Genomic DNA, 15,015 nt, shown 5'->3' with positions numbered 1-15,015 from the left:
GAACATGGCTGAAATACATCTGAAGTCGCTGGCGCACAGCTATTTTCCCAATCCGGCCACCAGTGCCGATTATGCGATCCGCGAGATGGATCATGTCTGGCATCAGGGTGGTGCCTATGCGCTGCTCGGACCCTCCGGCTGCGGCAAGAGCACGCTGTTGAACATCATCTCCGGGCTGCTGCAGCCCTCGGAAGGCGAGGTGCTGTTCGACAAGGTTCGCGTCAACGAGATGCCGCCGAAGGAGCGCAACATCGCCCAGGTGTTCCAGTTTCCGGTGGTCTACGACTCGATGACCGTGTACGACAACCTGGCGTTCCCGCTGCGCAATGCCAAGGTGCCGGAGGCACGGGTTCGGGCCAAGGTCAACGAGGTGGCGGAGATCCTCGAACTGCATGAGGTGCTGCACAACAAGGCGCGCAACCTGTCCGCCGACGAGAAGCAGAAGGTATCGATGGGGCGCGGTCTGGTGCGCGACGACGTATCGGCGATCCTGTTCGACGAGCCGCTGACGGTGATCGATCCGCACCTGAAATGGAAACTGCGCCGCAAGCTGAAGCAGATCCATGAGCAGTTCAATATCACCATGATCTACGTGACCCACGATCAGCTCGAGGCATCGACCTTTGCCGACAAGATCGCGGTGATGTACGGCGGCCAGATCGTCCAGTTCGGCACCCCGCGCGAACTGTTCGAAAGCCCCAACCACACCTTCGTCGGCTTCTTCATCGGTAGCCCCGGCATGAACCTGATCGAAGTGCGCCGCAGCGAGGGAGGAGTCAGTTTCGACGATATTCAGATACCGCTCTCCGACGAACTCAACGCCTACCTGGCCGATATCCCCAGCTACAACCTCAAGATCGGTATCCGTCCCGAGTTCGTGCATGTCTGGGACAAGCCGGTGGATGATGCCTATGCCACCGAGCTGATATCGCACGAGGACCTGGGCACCCACAAGATCCTCACGCTCAGGCTCGGCAATCAGTCGATCAAGGCGCGCCTGGACGAAGACCGCGAACTGCCTGAAGGCAAGGTCTATATCAGCTTCCCGCAACAGTGGGTGAAGCTCTATGTGGATGAATTCCTGATCGAGGAGCGAAGCTGATGAACAAGACCGAAAACAACAAAGCCTGGTTCCTGGTACTGCCGGTTTTTGTGCTGGTGGCCTTCTCCGCCGTGATTCCATTGATGACGGTGGTGAACTACTCGGTACAGGATATCTTCGACCAGAACAACGCCTACTTCGTCGGCGCCGAGTGGTTCCGCGAGGTGCTGCGCGATCCGCGCCTGCACGATTCGCTGCTGCGGCAGTTTATCTACTCGTTCGCGGTGCTGGCGATCGAGATTCCGCTCGGCATCGGTGTGGCGCTGATGATGCCGACGAAAGGGAGGATGGCGTCGCTGTGCCTGATTCTGTTGGCGATTCCGCTGCTGATTCCCTGGAACGTGGTCGGCACTATCTGGCAGATCTTCGGCCGTGGCGATATCGGCCTGTTCGGCGCCGCCCTCAACGGCCTGGGGATCGACTACAACTATGCCTCCAACCCCGCCGACGCCTGGGCCACGGTGCTGCTGATCGATGTCTGGCACTGGACCTCGCTGGTGGCACTACTCTGCTACTCCGGCCTGCGCGCCATTCCTGAGGCCTTCTACCAGGCGGCGGAGATCGACCGCGCCTCGAAATGGGCGGTGTTCCGTTATATTCAGCTGCCGCGGTTGAAGAGCGTGCTGGTGATCGGCGTGCTGCTGCGCTTCATGGACAGTTTCATGATCTATACCGAACCGTTCGTGTTGACCGGTGGCGGCCCCGGCAACTCCACCACCTTCCTGAGCCAGACCCTGACCAAGATGGCGGTAGGGCAGTTCGACCTGGGCCCGGCGGCCGCGTTCTCGCTGGTCTACTTCCTGATCGTGCTGCTGGTGTCCTGGCTGTTCTTCACCACCATCACCCATATGGACAAGGCGAAGTGAGGAGTGAGTCATGAAAATGAGTAAGCGCAAAACACTGGGAATCTCGCTCTACATACTCTTCGTGCTGGTGCCGATCTACTGGCTGCTGAACATGTCGTTCAAGACCAACGAGGAGATCCTGAGTTCGCTGACACTCTGGCCGCAGCACTTCACGCTGGCCAACTACGAGGTGATCTTCAGCGATCCGAGCTGGTATTCCGGCTATATCAACTCGATGCTGTACGTCTCCATGAACGTGGTGATCACACTGCTGGTGGCACTGCCTGCGGCCTACGCCTTCAGCCGCTACCGCTTCGTCGGCGACAAGCACCTGTTCTTCTGGTTGCTGACCAACCGTATGGCGCCGCCTGCGGTGTTCCTGCTGCCGTTCTTCCAGCTCTACTCCTCGGTGGGCCTGTTCGACACCCACATCGCCGTGGCGCTGGCGCACTGCCTGTTCAACGTGCCGCTGGCGGTGTGGATCCTGGAGGGGTTCATGTCCGGCGTGCCACGGGAGATCGACGAGACCGCCTATATCGACGGCTACAGTTTCCCGCGCTTCTTCGTGCGGATCTTCCTGCCGATGATCCGCTCGGGAATCGGCGTGACCGCCTTCTTCACCTTCATGTTCTCCTGGGTCGAACTGCTGCTGGCGCGCACCCTGACCTCGGTGGAGGCGAAACCGATCGCGGCGATCATGACCCGAACCGTGGGCGCCGCCGGTATCGACTGGGGCGTGCTGTCGGCGGCGGGAGCGCTGACCATCATTCCGGGACTGCTGGTGATCTGGTTTGTCCGTAACCATGTTGCCAAGGGCTTTGCCCTGGGCCGTGTCTAATCGATAAGAAGGAGTCTCACCATGATCAGTTGGATGGCCTGGACCCTCCCGGTCGCCGTGTTCTTCTCCGTGATCGCCTGCATTCTGATCTGCATGACGGTGTACGAGGTGCGCTCGCCCTGCGTCGAGCGCAGGGGCTTTCTGCCCATCGCTACCACCCGGGGCGATCGCCTGTTCATCGGCCTGCTGAGCAGTGCCTATGTGCATCTGGTCTTCCTCGGGCTTACCGACCTCAACCTGTGGATCCCGCTGGCCCTTTCGGTGATCTGGCTGGCTGTGATACTGCGTTGGGGATGATAAATTTTCGTTATACGTGATTTTTGTCTTTTTTCGAAAATTCATATTTGAATATTTTTCGAATTGGAACTAGTTTTATTCGTCATATGCGCAAAAAGGAAATAAATCGAAAAGGTTCACGGCTTCGGCCAGGTGAAAGCGAAAGCTACAGCAACAGGACCGGTATCCCGACGGAGCGTCGGTCTACCAAAAACGGAAAAGCACAAAAAATTGCCGGGAGCAATTTTTAACGTCGCGCAGCGACAGCCCGAAGGGGGGCCGCCATGGATGGTGGCCATAATAAAAACGAGGTAGAAGATGAACAAAAATAAAAAGATGCCAAAGGTTATACTGCTTAGCGCTGCGATCGGCGCCGCCACTCTGGGGATCAGTGTTCAGGCGTACGCGGATCAGTATCTCGACGCGGCCAACAAGTGGATTGCCGAGGAGTTCGACAAGTCCACCCTGAGCAAGGAGGAGCAGCTGAAGGAGCTGCAGTGGTTCACCAAGGCGGCCGAGCCGTTCCGCGGTATGACCATCAACGTCGCCTCCGAAACCATCGCCACCCACGAATATGAAGCCAAGGTACTGACCAAGGCGTTCGAGGAGATCACCGGCATCAAGGTCAACCACGACCTGATTCAGGAGGGCGACGTGGTCGAGAAGCTGCAGACCCAGATGCAGTCCGACCGCAACATCTACGACGCCTACATCAACGACTCCGATCTGATCGGTACCCATTTCCGCTACGGCAAGGTGGTGCCGATCTCCGACATGATCGAAGGTGACGGCAAGGACTACACCCTGCCGACGCTGGATCTGCAGGACTTTATCGGTCTCTCTTTCACCACCGGCCCGGACGGCAAGATCTACCAGTTGCCGGACCAGCAGTTCGCCAACCTCTATTGGTTCCGCGCCGACTGGTTCGCCCGCGATGACCTGAAGAAACAGTTCAAGGAGATCTATGGCTATGAGCTGGGGGTTCCGAAGAACTGGTCCGCCTACGAAGATATCGCCGACTTCTTCAGCAACAAGGTGAAGAACATCGATGGCCAGCGCGTCTACGGCCATATGGATTACGGCAAGAAGGATCCGTCTCTGGGCTGGCGCTTCACCGATGCCTGGTTCTCCATGGCGGGTGAGGGCGACAAGGGGCGTCCGAACGGTCTGCCGGTGGATGAGTGGGGGATCCGCGTCGACGGCTGTCGCCCGGTGGGCTCCAGCGTGTCACGCGGCGGTGCCACCAACGGACCGGCTGCGGTCTACGCCACCACCAAGTATGTCGACTGGTTGCGTCAGTACGCGCCGCCCGAAGCTCAGGGCATGACCTTCTCCGAGGCGGGCCCGGTTCCGGCCCAGGGCAACATCGCCCAGCAGATCTTCTGGTACACCGCCTTCACCTCCAGCATGACCCAGCCGGGGCTGCCGGTGGTGAACGAGGATGGCACGCCGAAGTGGCGCATGGCACCGTCGCCGAAAGGACCCTACTGGGAGGAGGGGATGAAGCTGGGTTACCAGGACGCCGGTTCCTGGACCTTCCTCAACTCCACCCCGGACAAGCAGCGTCTGGCGGCCTGGCTCTATGCCCAGTTCACCGTGGCCAAGACCGTATCGCTGAAGAAGACGCTGGTCGGTCTGACGCCGATCCGCGAGTCCGACATCAACTCCGACGTGATGACCCAGGAAGCGCCGAAGCTGGGCGGTCTGGTCGAGTTCTACCGCAGCCCGGCCCGTGTGCAGTGGTCGCCGACCGGTACCAACGTACCGGACTACCCGAAACTGGCGCAGCTCTGGTGGCAGTATATCGCCGAAGCCGCCAGCGGCGAGAAGACCCCGCAGGAAGCGCTGGACGGTCTGGCCGAAGCACAGGACAAGGTGATGCAGCGTCTTGAACGTGCCGGTGTGCAGGGCGAGTGCGGTCCGAAACTGAACGAACCGCGCGATCCGGAATACTGGCTCAGCCAGCCGGGTTCGCCGAAGGCCAAGCTGGCCAACGAGAAGCCGCAGGGTGAAACCATCGCCTACGAAGAGCTGCTCAAGAGCTGGCAGGCGGTCAACAAGGTCGCCGATAGCAACTGATAGCACCGCTATCTAACCCTGAAAGCCCTATTGGCCGGACAGCGGTAACGTTGCCCGGTCTTTTTATGTACAGGATGTACGGTATGCCGCGGGCGCAGGAGTGGGGTATTACAGTTTTATAGGAGGAATCATGTTGCTGAGTAACGAGAGTCCGGCCGCGATACCACCGTTTTCCGTAGCGGCCCTGCCGCGCATCCTGTTTGGCGAGGGGAGCATCGAGCGGCTGCCCGCCGAGCTTGTTCCCTTCGGTCGCCGCCTGTTGCTGATCACCGGTGGGCAATCGTTCCTCGCCGGAGCGCACTGGCCGCGGCTAGTGCGGGCGCTGGAAGAGCGGGGGCTGGAGTGGGAGCAGGTCGGCATTGGCGGAGAGCCCAGTCCCGATCAGGTCGACGCTGTCGTCAGCCGTTTTACGCACAGCTCGATCGACATGGTGGTGGCGATTGGGGGCGGAAGCGTGCTGGATGCCGGCAAGGCTATCGCTGGATTGCTGCCGAGCGGTCGCTCGGTGCTGGATCATCTCGAAGGTGTCGGGCCACAACTGCCTTACGAGGGGCCTTCACTGCCGTTTATCGCCGTATCGACCACGGCCGGTACCGGCAGTGAGATGACCAAAAATGCAGTGCTGACGCAGGCAGGTGCGGGCGGGTTTAAAAAATCGTTTCGCGACGAACGTCTACTGGCGCGTCTGGCTATTGTCGATCCACAGTTGCTGCACAGCTGTCCGCCTCCGGTGATGCTCGGCAACGCCATGGACGCACTGACGCAACTGCTGGAAGCCTATGTTTCCACCGGCGCCAGTGCCTTCACCGATGCTCTGGCCGAGAGCGGCATCAAAGCCTTTGCCGCCGGGTTCAGCGCCGATCCCGAACAACCGGTTCGGGACTACGGCTGTATCGCCTACGCCGCGATGCTGTCCGGTATCTGTCTGGCGCAGGCTGGACTGGGAGCGGTACACGGTATCGCTTCGCTACTGGGCGCCTGGTTCTCGGTCCCCCATGGCGTGGCCTGCGGTACCCTGGTTGCGGCGGTGACCAGGGAAAATATTGAGGCGCTGCGCCAGCGTGCGCCGGATAGCCCGGCACTGCATAAATATGCACGGGCCGCGCGCTTGCTTAAAGGTGGGGAGTTTAAAGGTGAGGAGCTGAGCGGTGATGAATCAAGCGATGCCGATACCCTGGTCGAGTTGCTGGAGAGTTGGGTCGGGCGTTGCCGGTTGCCAAGACTTGCCTCGTTCGGCGTGACGGTCAGTGATCTGGCGCAGATCGCGGCCGCGTCGGGCGGCAACAGCATGAAAACCAATCCGGTGGTCCTCACCCGTCACGAGTTCAGGTCGATATTGGCGCAGCGGCTCTGATACTCAGACAGCTTTAAAGCCCAGATCGAGTCGCTCTACTGCTGCCTCGATTGTGCCTCCATCTGAGCCCGTGCGCGGATCACCTCGGCCGGAATGGCCAACTGCTTCATCAGGTAGAGGCGGAAATCCTCCGGGTAATCCAGCTCGATCAGCGCCTGTTCCATACAGCGCAGCCATGCGTTTTTGCTCTCCATATCCACCGGGAAATGCTTATGTGCCTCGGGGATGATGATCGAGCCATAGTGCTGGCTGAACAGCCTCGGGCCTCCCATCCAGCCGGACAGGAAATAGGCCAGCTTCTGCCTTGATTCGGTGAGATCCCTGGGGTGCATTTCACGCAGCGTTCTGGCTTCCGGCAGGCTGTCCATCAGCTCGTAGAAGCGGTCTACCAGGGCTGTAATGCCCTCGATACCGCCGGCGGCTCGGTAGGTGGCATCACCGGTGCCATAGGGGAGCGGGTTGTGCGTGTCTGTCTTGTCGCTCATTATCTTGTCCACACAAAGGTTCATTTGCGGCATTAATAGCTGATACTGGCGCGAACACCCTGGCGCATCAATAGCGGCAGGTCATAAGATGCTTTTTATCTGCACGCAGGGAGAGAGGATGAGCAGAAGCGAATCGAGCACTGAACACTGGGGCCAGGCGGATCTGTATCAGCAGATCCTGGCGCAGCTAAGTGCGCTGGCAAAACCGCTCGACAAGCTGACTGTGGAAGATCTGGCGCCGATGGATCATTTTCATGCTCGCGGATATCCGGCTACGGTCGAGCTGGCCGACAGGCTGCCCATCGGTACGGGGCAGTGGTTGCTCGATATCGGCTGCGGCGTCGGTGGTCCGGCACGCTATCTTGCCCAGCGATTTGGGTGCAGTGTCAGTGGTATCGACATAACCGAGTCGTTTGTTGAAACTGCCAACAGGCTCACCGCGCTGGTTGGACTTGAAACACAGGTGCGGGTCGAACTCGGCGATGGCCAGCGTCTGCCCTATGCGGACGAACAGTTCGATGGGGCCTATAGCCAACACGTGACGATGAACGTGGCCGACCGCGCCGCGTTTTTTACCGAGGCCTGTCGAGTGCTTAAACCCGGTGGCTTTTTTGCACTCACCGAGCATGGCTTGGGTGCCGCGGGTGCACCCTTTTATCCCGTGCCATGGTCTATGGATGGCAGTGGCTCCTACCTGATCCCTATCGACGAGACGAAGGCACTGCTCGAGGAGAGCGGCTTCGAGGCGATCCAGATAGAGGAGACCGGAGCGCGCTACCTGTCGGGTTACCGAACCGCTGTCGCCAAAGCCGAGGCCGGCACGTTGCCAAGTTTCGGCGTGCACCTGTTGATGGGCGAAAGCGCCGTGGAACAGATGCGTAATGCCGGGCGTAATATCGAAGAGGGCAGAACCTGTCCGATTCAGCTGATCTGTCGCAAACGACGCTAGCCGCCTGCTGCAGGGCATTAATATCGTTTTGCGCTTAGGGATAGAAAGAAAGGAGAGGGATCGATGAACAGAACACTGCTGCTATTCGCAATCTTGTCGGTCGGCGGCTGCGCCTATCAGCCGGTCGCCGAGCAATCCGCGCCAGTCACGTCAACCTGTGTCGGCGATACCGCGCTACCGGAAAATCTAACAGACAAGTTCGTCGCCACTGAGGATCAGGCACTGCTCGATAAGGCGCTCGGCGCGCCCAACCAGGGTGGGTTGTGCCAGGGACAGGTCTATCAAAGCAAAGAGCGCGCCGAGATCACCCTGTATCGGGCCTGGAACAGCACCAATCCCAACAGCCGCCTTGGCAACTGGTGGGCGTTTGATATGCCGGCCGGCAAGGTGGCGACCTACCGATCCGATTACGAGATCTGTTACCAGTGGTCGCCGCTGGACAAGCTGGAAACCTGTACCCTGCAACCCGGCACCAGGGTGGTGGTCGGGACCGGTCAGAGCGCGGAATGTTCGCAGTATCTGAGTTATCCGGTTTCCAAGGCGCAGCAGGTGTTTATACCGGACGCCGAATATGCGTTGATCGACTGCCGGTCTTTCGATGGTGTGTTCAGTTGGAAAGAGTAACGGCTGACAGAATAGCGTTGACCCGTCTACCGCTTCACACCTCATACTCGCCCCTTTTAACGAATCGGGGGACGAAGATGCTCGACGATAAGAGCTATCTGGAGCTGTTTGCAGCAAGGGCGCTGGGGCCGGAACACTTTGATCATCGCGGTCATCTCTACATCGCCTGGCTGCATCTGGTTCATTTCGACGAGGATGAGGCCCGGCAGCGGGTATGCAGCGGTATCCGCGAGCTGGCGGCGAGGTTCGGTGCGCAGGAAAAGTACAACCATACACTGACCGAGGCGCTGGTGCGGATTATGGCACGTCGTCTCTCGGGCGTGAGTCGGCAGAGCTTCGATACTTTCCTTGAAACCAATCCGGATCTGCTGTGCGATGCACACACAGTGTTGGCGAGGCACTATAGTGATGCCTGCCTCAATTCGGTGCGGGCCAAAGTGAGTTGGGTGGAACCGGATCGAGACGCGATAGAGTAGGGGGATGCGATGCAACCGATGACGATAACTGCGTTCGCCAGGCGTTTCGGTCTATCCAGGGCGACACTGCTCTATTACGACCGTATAGGTCTGCTCACACCCGGCCAGCATTCAACCGCCGGCTATCGTCTCTATGGCGAGCGCGAAGTGATGCGGATGTCGCGCATCGCGGCCTTTCGCGAGGCCGGCATCCCGCTCAAATCGGTACGGGCGATCCTCGAAGGCGAGGATCCCGGGCTGTTGGAAACAGCACTGGAAAAGCGGCTGACCGTATTGAACCGGGAGATCGCCCAGCTACGCAGCCAGCAGGCCCTAGTCGCCGAGCTGCTGCAACGCAAAAGCGGCGATAGCGGCGAGCGGCAAGTGGACGTGCAGCAGTGGGTCGCGATGCTGGAGGAGGCCGGGGTCGATGCTGCCGGCCGACTGCGCTGGCATCAGGCGTTCGAGCGTGATGCCCCCGAAGCACACCAGGCGTTTTTGCAGTCGCTGGGGTTGGATGAGGCCGAGATCAGAGAGATACGCCAGCGTTCCGGACAACAGACGCTGCCTGCGGTCCCCCGCCGTTGATTGCACCCCGTTTAAGCTCTAGGCTTGGACTCTTCATGGATCGGAGATTTCAGGAGGGAGTTTGAAACTATTGGCCCTATCGGGAAGCCTGCGTAAGGTCTCTTACAATACCGCTGCACTGGAAGCGCTGAGCGCGCTCGCCCCGGATGATATCGAGGTTGTAATCGGTGATATCAGCCAGTTGCCGCTGTTCAATCCGGATCTCGAAGAGGCGCCAATAGCGGTGCTGGAATCTTTGAAGTCCGCGCTGGCAGAGGCGTCAGGCCTGATCATCGCCAGCCCGGAATATGCGCATGGTATCAGCGGACCGATGAAAAACGCGCTGGACTGGCTGGTCAGCGGCGAGGAGTTCCCCTACAAGCCGATTATGCTGATCAACACCTCGCCCCGCGCTTCCCATGCGCAGGAGGCGCTGAAAGAGGTGCTGACCACCATGTCCGGGATTCTCGTTGACTCTGCCTATGTGTCTTTGCCGCTATTGAGTAGCGGGCTGGACCGGGATGGCATATTGGCTGATACGGCGCTGTGCAAAAGCTTAACAACGGGGCTCGATAACTTCAGGAACGAGATTGAGGTTCTATCGCGTAACGTACTGACGGATTAACGCAGTAGACACCTCGTTTAGGTGTAATGGTCGACTGGTCAAAATCGTTTATGGAAATCGATCATATCTTTTAATGTTTAGAACCCGGTGCGCCCGAGACGGAATTCGATATCCTTTCAAGCGGACAATGCCGGGATTTCAGACCTGTGCTTCCATTGGTATTCAGATGGTAAAGGAAAACTGTGTGTTTATAGTGTCGTTGACCTACAAGTGTGAATTAAGCGAAATCGATACATATTTGAACGACCACGTCGAATATCTGGATCGACAGTATGCCGCCGGCGTTTTTCTGGCCTCGGGCCGAAAGGTACCTCGCACCGGGGGTGTGATCTTGGCGCGGGCGGACAGTCGGCAACAGCTGGAGCAGATATTGGCGGAAGATCCGTTCAGTGTTCACAACCTGGCCGAATACGACGTTATCGAGTTTGTGCCGAGTAAAACCTCAAAGGAGCTGGAGTTCCTCTGTCAGTAACGATCATCTACTCAGCGAGAGCAGCATGCCAACACCCGCCGATGCCATTACGGCCTATCTGCACGCCAAAGACGGCAACCGTCCCCATTTGATGCAGCGTGCGTTTAGCGCCGATGCGAAGCTGGAGATGCAGGTCAACACCGGCAGTATCTCGTTTCCACCTCTGTCCGAGGGGCGCGGGGCGATCAGCGAGGTGCTGGTGCGCCGCTTCGGCCAGACCTATGAAAATGTGTACACCTTCTGCCTGGCCGAACCACCTGCGGCAGATGCCGCAGAGTTCGCGTGCGACTGGCTGGTGGTGATGACAGAGAAGGAGAGTCGCGCGGTGCGTGTCGGCTGTGGTCGGTATGACTGGTGCTTCTCCGCCGAGTCGGGCCTGGTGGAACAGCTGCGCATTACCATCGATGTGATGCAGACTCTGTCGCCGGAGTTTAGCGACAGCCTGACCAGCTGGGCCTCCGCTCTGCCTTATCCCTGGTGCTCTGCCGAGATGGCGAAGGCTGCAGCCCCCGAGCTGGACGGGCTGGGGGCTGTGTTCGAGCGTCTACTACCTGACGCCTGATCGGCACCTTGCTCCTACTTGTCCAGATAGCGGTTGCGGATATGGCGGATAAAGTGCTCCGGGTTGGTCGGCTCGCCGGTGGCCTGGGTGATCAGCTCCTCTGAGCTGAGGAAGGAGCCCTTGCTCCAGATCCGCTCGCCCAGCCACTGGCGCAGCTGCGTGACATCGCCCGCGCGCAGTTGAATATCCAGGGCGGGGATATCCCGGCGCAGGGCGGCAAACAGTTGCGCTGCGTTCAATGCGCCCAGGGTGTAGGAGGGGAAGTAGCCGAAGGCGCCCGAGGGCCAGTGAATATCCTGCAGACAGCCATCCTTATAGTTGCCGTGGGTATTCAACCCCAGGTAGGCCTTCATCTTCTCGGCCCAGGCGTCGGGAATATCCTCCGCCTCCATCTCGCCGTTGATCAGCGCGGACTCGATCTCGTAGCGCAGCACGATATGCATCGGATAGGTGACCTCGTCCGCCTCTACCCGGATAAAGCCGCGATTGACCCGGGCCATCGCCTGCCAGAACTGGTCGCTGTCCACATCCTTCAATGACGGGAAGTGCTGGTGGATCAGCGGCGTCAGGAACTGCACGAACGGCTTGGACAGCAGCAGTTGCTTCTCGAACAGCAGGCTCTGGCTCTCATGGATGCTCATGCTGCGCGCATCGCCCACCGGCTGGCCGCTCCACGCCTCGGGTAGTCCCGCCTCGTAGCTGGCGTGGCCGGTTTCATGCACCGTGCCCATCAGCGCCTCGATGAAATCGTGCTCCTTGTAACGGGTGGTGATGCGGTGGTCGCCGCGTACCCCGGTACTGAACGGGTGGCTGCTGATATCCAGCCGCCCGCGGCCAAAATCGAACCCCAGCACCTCCATCACCCGACGGCTCAGCTGCTGCTGCACACCGATATCGTAGTGGCCGCTCAGGTCGATATGGGGTGCGCGGCGCTGGCGATCGATCACCTCGTCGATCAAACTCGGCAGCTGCGCCTTCAGTCCGTCGAACACCTGGGCGATCGAGGCGCTGCAGTCGCCGCTGGAGTAGAGATCGAGCAGGGCGTCATAGGGGGTGGCGAAGCGATCAGGCTCCGCCGCCTGACGCGCCTTGGCCTCTTCCCGGGTCAGGCGTACCAGCTCCTTGAAATTGCCGAGGAACCCCTGCCAGTCATTTTCGCCACGCTGTACCCGCCATGCGTGCTCGCAGCGTGAGGCGGCCAGCGATTGCGCCTGCACCAGGTCGGCGGGCAGACAGGTCGCCTGCTGCCATATCCGGTGCATCTCGCGCAGGTTGGCCTGCTGCTCGGCTGTTTCGCCCTCCTGCAGGGCCTCTTCGAACCAGGCGCCCATCTGCTCGGCGGTCAGCAGTTCATGGCGGATCTGGTGCAGCTCCGCCAGCGCCTGGGCGCGGGCCTCGGCGCCACCCGGCGGCATCATCACCTGCTGGTCCCAACCGAGGAAGGTGCTGGCGTGGGCGAGCTTGTCCAGGCGGTCAAACTGTTGAACGAGAGATCTATAGGCACTCATCTGGCGCTCCTTTTTGAAATAGTCCGGGGCCAATTAACTTTTGCATACACCGCTACACCCTCCTATATTACTTACTCTCGTCATTCAACAAAGCTGACATCATGTTTATTTCAACACACCAAAAAGTCGAATCTACCTGTGCAGGTTGTGCCGATGGCATGATGTGGTCCTCGAGTGTGTCAGCTCCGATCTCTAAAGTCGCTCCGCCTGTAGCGCTGCCACCCGGCGCCCCCCTGGCTTCAGCGCCACCGCCAACACTGTCGGCAGCGCGCTAAGCATTATTTCCGGTTTCCGTCGTTCAGCGATCCGCTTGCTCTCCAGGTTCGTCTGGCGGAAGCCTGTTTAGGTTCAATTACAGGCGATTAATCATGTTGTGGACATCTATAAACTGGGCCGCTCTAGGCTCGACCTCGCTCTTTGTCCTGCTTTGGGGCAGCGGCGCGATCTTCTCCAGACAGGGGTTGGACTACTCAACCCCCTTTGCTTTTCTGATCCTGCGTTTTGTGCTGGCGGCATCGGTTCTGCTGATGCTGGGCGTTTTGCAGCGGCAGTGGCGACCCCAGCCAGGTACCGCCCCCCGGGTTGTACTGACCGGCGTTCTGCTGATCGGAAGTTACTCGGCCTGCTACTTTCTGGCGCTGGATCACGGCATAACCCCTGGCGTGTTGGCCACGGTGCTCGGTGCACAACCGGTATTAACCCTGGCGCTGCTGGAGCGTGGCTATCAGCCGGTCCGGCTCCTGGGTTTGTTGCTGGCTATTGCGGGGCTGGTGCTGGTGGTTTGGCAAAGTATTACCCAGGCCCACATTTCGGTTCTGGGGATGCTGTTTGCCCTGGGCGCTCTGGGATGCATGACGGCCGGTGCCATTCTGCAAAAGGGGATCAGTCAGTCACCGCTGCAGGTGCTGCCGCTTCAGTACGGTGTGAGTCTGCTGTTGTGTCTGTTGATCAGCCCCTGGCAGCCGCTGGAGGTGAACTGGAGCTGGGGCTTTCTGATCCCCTGGCTCTGGTTGGGGCTGGTGATCTCCGTGGTGGCGCAGTTGCTGCTCTACCGGCTGATCAGTCAGGGCAACCTGGTTAATGTCACCAGCCTGTTTTATCTGGTGCCGGTGGTCACTGCGCTGATGGACTTCCTTTTCCTGGGTAACATCTTGCCGCTGAGCGTGGTGGTGGGGATGGTGGCGATCCTGCTGGGCGTGATGCTGGTCTATCGCGGCTGAGGTTCATAACCGTCGGGCGGGTATGGTGCCCGAAAAGTGCTCATCGGGAGGGCCTCTTGTAGGGGAGGCTCTCCAGACGTCCCGTCAGGAAGTCGATCATGGCGCGCACCACGGGTTTATGCGCACTGCCGGGTTTCCACAGCATCTGGATCCGGGTGTCTTCGGAGTCGGTCAGGTTGGCCTCCCACTCGGGCATCACCTCCACCAGTTCGCCGGTTTCGAGCAGACTGTCCACAAACCAGTGCGGTAAGAGTGTAAGCCCTATGCCTTCTCTGACCCACTGCAGTAGTGGAGCTCCTCCACAGGAGGAGAGTGGACTGTCGATTCGCACTTTTCTGTATTGATCGCCGTTGCGAAAGTACCAATAGACATGTTGACGCTGTTTTAGCAGGGTCAGGCATCTGTGTTCCTTGAGCGCTTCCGGTTGTGCAGGGGGGCCGTGCTTATCCAGGTATGCCGGGCTTGCGACCAGCACTCCGGTGTTATGTACCAGGGTTTTACCGATCAGGTTGGAGTCCGTCGGACGGCCGTAGCGTATCGCCAGATCGAAAGGACTCGCGTGCAGGTCGATCAGGGCATTATCCAGGCTGATTGCGACCCGGGTGTTGGGGTAGAGCTGTTGAAACTCCGGTAGCAGAGGTACTACCTTGGCCTGTCCGTAGGTGTCGAAGACACTGATCATCACCTCTCCGTGAATATCGGAGCCGATATCCAGAAAAGACTGCCGTGCGTCGCGCACCGATTGCAGGATATCCACACATTGGTGGTAAAAGCTTTCGCCGTCGAGCGTTAGTTCCAACCGCCGAGTAGAGCGGATAAACAGCCGGGTTTGCAGCTCCTGCTCCAGCCGGTCTACCTGTCGGGCGACGGAGGAGGCGTTCTTGCGGAGTCGTTCGGCCGCCTTGCTGAAGGAACCACTGTCCACCACTGTTACAAAATGTTCCATCGCCTCAAACATTTGAATCTGTCTCTTGGGTCGTCGGTCAGAGCGGGAGTATAGCGAATCATCTATGCGTTTAGTGCATGAATGCTCCTGCATGGGGCTCTATTTTTG

Annotated in this window: 17 protein-coding genes; 14 read left to right on the top strand and 3 right to left on the bottom strand. The window is 59.4% G+C overall.

The features are described from left to right. Nucleotides 1-4 precede the first annotated feature (4 nt). The 6 genes from KQ940_RS13490 (at nucleotide 5) to KQ940_RS13465 (ending at nucleotide 6,494) form a co-directional block, all read left to right on the top strand. On the top strand, nucleotides 5-1,102 hold the full coding sequence (locus tag KQ940_RS13490) for an ABC transporter ATP-binding protein (RefSeq protein ID WP_217414199.1): 1,098 nt from the start codon (nucleotides 5-7) through the stop codon (nucleotides 1,100-1,102). Beyond that, a complete protein-coding gene (locus tag KQ940_RS13485; protein ID WP_217414198.1) occupies nucleotides 1,102-1,968 on the top strand; it encodes a carbohydrate ABC transporter permease in 867 nt (288 codons plus the stop codon). The genes KQ940_RS13490 and KQ940_RS13485 overlap by 1 nt, the downstream gene beginning before the upstream one ends. A 10-nt stretch (nucleotides 1,969-1,978) precedes the next feature. After that, nucleotides 1,979-2,785, top strand: a complete 807-nt coding sequence (locus KQ940_RS13480) for a carbohydrate ABC transporter permease (RefSeq protein WP_425515639.1) — start codon at nucleotides 1,979-1,981, stop codon at nucleotides 2,783-2,785. Nucleotides 2,786-2,809: 24 nt separating this feature from the next. Beyond that, nucleotides 2,810-3,082 carry a DUF2160 domain-containing protein gene (locus KQ940_RS13475; protein ID WP_217414304.1) on the top strand — a complete coding sequence of 91 codons (273 nt, stop codon included), beginning with the start codon at nucleotides 2,810-2,812 and terminating at the stop codon, nucleotides 3,080-3,082. Nucleotides 3,083-3,379: 297 nt separating this feature from the next. Further along, complete coding sequence (locus KQ940_RS13470; protein ID WP_217414197.1) at nucleotides 3,380-5,140, top strand: ABC transporter substrate-binding protein; 1,761 nt, start codon at nucleotides 3,380-3,382, stop codon at nucleotides 5,138-5,140. A 130-nt stretch (nucleotides 5,141-5,270) separates the two neighbouring features. Continuing rightward, nucleotides 5,271-6,494, top strand: coding sequence for an iron-containing alcohol dehydrogenase (locus KQ940_RS13465; RefSeq protein ID WP_217414196.1), 1,224 nt, complete (start codon nucleotides 5,271-5,273; stop codon nucleotides 6,492-6,494). Nucleotides 6,495-6,529: 35 nt separating this feature from the next. Here KQ940_RS13465 and KQ940_RS13460 read toward each other — a convergent pair whose 3' ends face one another. Then, nucleotides 6,530-6,979 carry a group II truncated hemoglobin gene (locus tag KQ940_RS13460; RefSeq protein ID WP_217414195.1) on the bottom strand — a complete coding sequence of 150 codons (450 nt, stop codon included), beginning with the start codon at nucleotides 6,977-6,979 and terminating at the stop codon, nucleotides 6,530-6,532. A 118-nt stretch (nucleotides 6,980-7,097) separates the two neighbouring features. Here KQ940_RS13460 and KQ940_RS13455 point away from each other — a divergent pair, with 118 nt between their 5' ends. The 7 genes from KQ940_RS13455 to KQ940_RS13425 all read left to right on the top strand — a co-directional run bounded on the left by KQ940_RS13455 (nucleotide 7,098) and on the right by KQ940_RS13425 (nucleotide 11,233). Next, a complete protein-coding gene (locus tag KQ940_RS13455; protein ID WP_217414194.1) occupies nucleotides 7,098-7,928 on the top strand; it encodes a class I SAM-dependent methyltransferase in 831 nt (276 codons plus the stop codon). Nucleotides 7,929-7,991: 63 nt separating this feature from the next. Then, nucleotides 7,992-8,552: a hypothetical protein gene (locus KQ940_RS13450; protein WP_217414193.1), complete on the top strand. Its 561-nt coding sequence runs from the start codon at nucleotides 7,992-7,994 to the stop codon at nucleotides 8,550-8,552. A gap of 77 nt (nucleotides 8,553-8,629) precedes the next feature. Beyond that, on the top strand, nucleotides 8,630-9,028 hold the full coding sequence (locus KQ940_RS13445; RefSeq protein WP_217414192.1) for a hypothetical protein: 399 nt from the start codon (nucleotides 8,630-8,632) through the stop codon (nucleotides 9,026-9,028). Nucleotides 9,029-9,046: 18 nt separating this feature from the next. Next, nucleotides 9,047-9,595, top strand: coding sequence for a MerR family transcriptional regulator (locus tag KQ940_RS13440; protein ID WP_217414191.1), 549 nt, complete (start codon nucleotides 9,047-9,049; stop codon nucleotides 9,593-9,595). 61 nt (nucleotides 9,596-9,656) lie between these two features. After that, nucleotides 9,657-10,199 (top strand): NADPH-dependent FMN reductase, encoded by a 543-nt coding sequence (locus KQ940_RS13435; RefSeq protein WP_217414190.1) that lies wholly within the window; start codon nucleotides 9,657-9,659, stop codon nucleotides 10,197-10,199. Between the two features lie 127 nt (nucleotides 10,200-10,326). After that, nucleotides 10,327-10,671: a YciI family protein gene (locus tag KQ940_RS13430; protein ID WP_343222660.1), complete on the top strand. Its 345-nt coding sequence runs from the start codon at nucleotides 10,327-10,329 to the stop codon at nucleotides 10,669-10,671. A 25-nt stretch (nucleotides 10,672-10,696) separates the two neighbouring features. Beyond that, nucleotides 10,697-11,233, top strand: coding sequence for a hypothetical protein (locus tag KQ940_RS13425; protein ID WP_217414188.1), 537 nt, complete (start codon nucleotides 10,697-10,699; stop codon nucleotides 11,231-11,233). A 14-nt stretch (nucleotides 11,234-11,247) separates the two neighbouring features. Here KQ940_RS13425 and KQ940_RS13420 read toward each other — a convergent pair whose 3' ends face one another. Then, on the bottom strand, nucleotides 11,248-12,741 hold the full coding sequence (locus KQ940_RS13420) for a carboxypeptidase M32 (protein WP_217414187.1): 1,494 nt from the start codon (nucleotides 12,739-12,741) through the stop codon (nucleotides 11,248-11,250). A 368-nt stretch (nucleotides 12,742-13,109) separates the two neighbouring features. Between KQ940_RS13420 and KQ940_RS13415 the strand changes: the two genes are divergently transcribed. Then, nucleotides 13,110-13,961, top strand: coding sequence for a DMT family transporter (locus KQ940_RS13415; protein ID WP_217414186.1), 852 nt, complete (start codon nucleotides 13,110-13,112; stop codon nucleotides 13,959-13,961). A 40-nt stretch (nucleotides 13,962-14,001) separates the two neighbouring features. Here KQ940_RS13415 and KQ940_RS13410 read toward each other — a convergent pair whose 3' ends face one another. Next, nucleotides 14,002-14,907 (bottom strand): LysR family transcriptional regulator, encoded by a 906-nt coding sequence (locus KQ940_RS13410; RefSeq protein ID WP_246590056.1) that lies wholly within the window; start codon nucleotides 14,905-14,907, stop codon nucleotides 14,002-14,004. Between the last annotated feature and the right edge of the window lie 108 nt (nucleotides 14,908-15,015).

It is taken from the genome of Marinobacterium ramblicola (genome assembly GCF_019084545.1).
Taxonomy (GTDB): domain Bacteria; phylum Pseudomonadota; class Gammaproteobacteria; order Pseudomonadales; family Balneatricaceae; genus Marinobacterium_D; species Marinobacterium_D ramblicola.
Note: the sequence above shows the minus strand (reverse complement) of the source record. Positions and strands in the feature narration are given on the sequence as shown.

What these genes read in the sequence shown, in the direction of transcription:
- KQ940_RS13485 (WP_217414198.1), top strand. Translation starts at nt 1,102, where the DNA reads ATGAACAAGACCGAAAACAACAAAGCCTGGTTCCTGGTACTGCCGGTT.
- KQ940_RS13465 (WP_217414196.1), top strand. Translation starts at nt 5,271, where the DNA reads ATGTTGCTGAGTAACGAGAGTCCGGCCGCGATACCACCGTTTTCCGTA.
- KQ940_RS13490 (WP_217414199.1), top strand. Translation starts at nt 5, where the DNA reads ATGGCTGAAATACATCTGAAGTCGCTGGCGCACAGCTATTTTCCCAAT.
- KQ940_RS13460 (WP_217414195.1), bottom strand. Translation starts at nt 6,979, where the DNA reads ATGAGCGACAAGACAGACACGCACAACCCGCTCCCCTATGGCACCGGT.
- KQ940_RS13430 (WP_343222660.1), top strand. Translation starts at nt 10,327, where the DNA reads ATGCCGGGATTTCAGACCTGTGCTTCCATTGGTATTCAGATGGTAAAG.
- KQ940_RS13420 (WP_217414187.1), bottom strand. Translation starts at nt 12,741, where the DNA reads ATGAGTGCCTATAGATCTCTCGTTCAACAGTTTGACCGCCTGGACAAG.
- KQ940_RS13410 (WP_246590056.1), bottom strand. Translation starts at nt 14,907, where the DNA reads ATGGAACATTTTGTAACAGTGGTGGACAGTGGTTCCTTCAGCAAGGCG.
- KQ940_RS13450 (WP_217414193.1), top strand. Translation starts at nt 7,992, where the DNA reads ATGAACAGAACACTGCTGCTATTCGCAATCTTGTCGGTCGGCGGCTGC.
- KQ940_RS13455 (WP_217414194.1), top strand. Translation starts at nt 7,098, where the DNA reads ATGAGCAGAAGCGAATCGAGCACTGAACACTGGGGCCAGGCGGATCTG.
- KQ940_RS13425 (WP_217414188.1), top strand. Translation starts at nt 10,697, where the DNA reads ATGCCAACACCCGCCGATGCCATTACGGCCTATCTGCACGCCAAAGAC.
- KQ940_RS13440 (WP_217414191.1), top strand. Translation starts at nt 9,047, where the DNA reads ATGACGATAACTGCGTTCGCCAGGCGTTTCGGTCTATCCAGGGCGACA.
- KQ940_RS13480 (WP_425515639.1), top strand. Translation starts at nt 1,979, where the DNA reads ATGAAAATGAGTAAGCGCAAAACACTGGGAATCTCGCTCTACATACTC.
- KQ940_RS13415 (WP_217414186.1), top strand. Translation starts at nt 13,110, where the DNA reads ATGTTGTGGACATCTATAAACTGGGCCGCTCTAGGCTCGACCTCGCTC.
- KQ940_RS13470 (WP_217414197.1), top strand. Translation starts at nt 3,380, where the DNA reads ATGAACAAAAATAAAAAGATGCCAAAGGTTATACTGCTTAGCGCTGCG.
- KQ940_RS13445 (WP_217414192.1), top strand. Translation starts at nt 8,630, where the DNA reads ATGCTCGACGATAAGAGCTATCTGGAGCTGTTTGCAGCAAGGGCGCTG.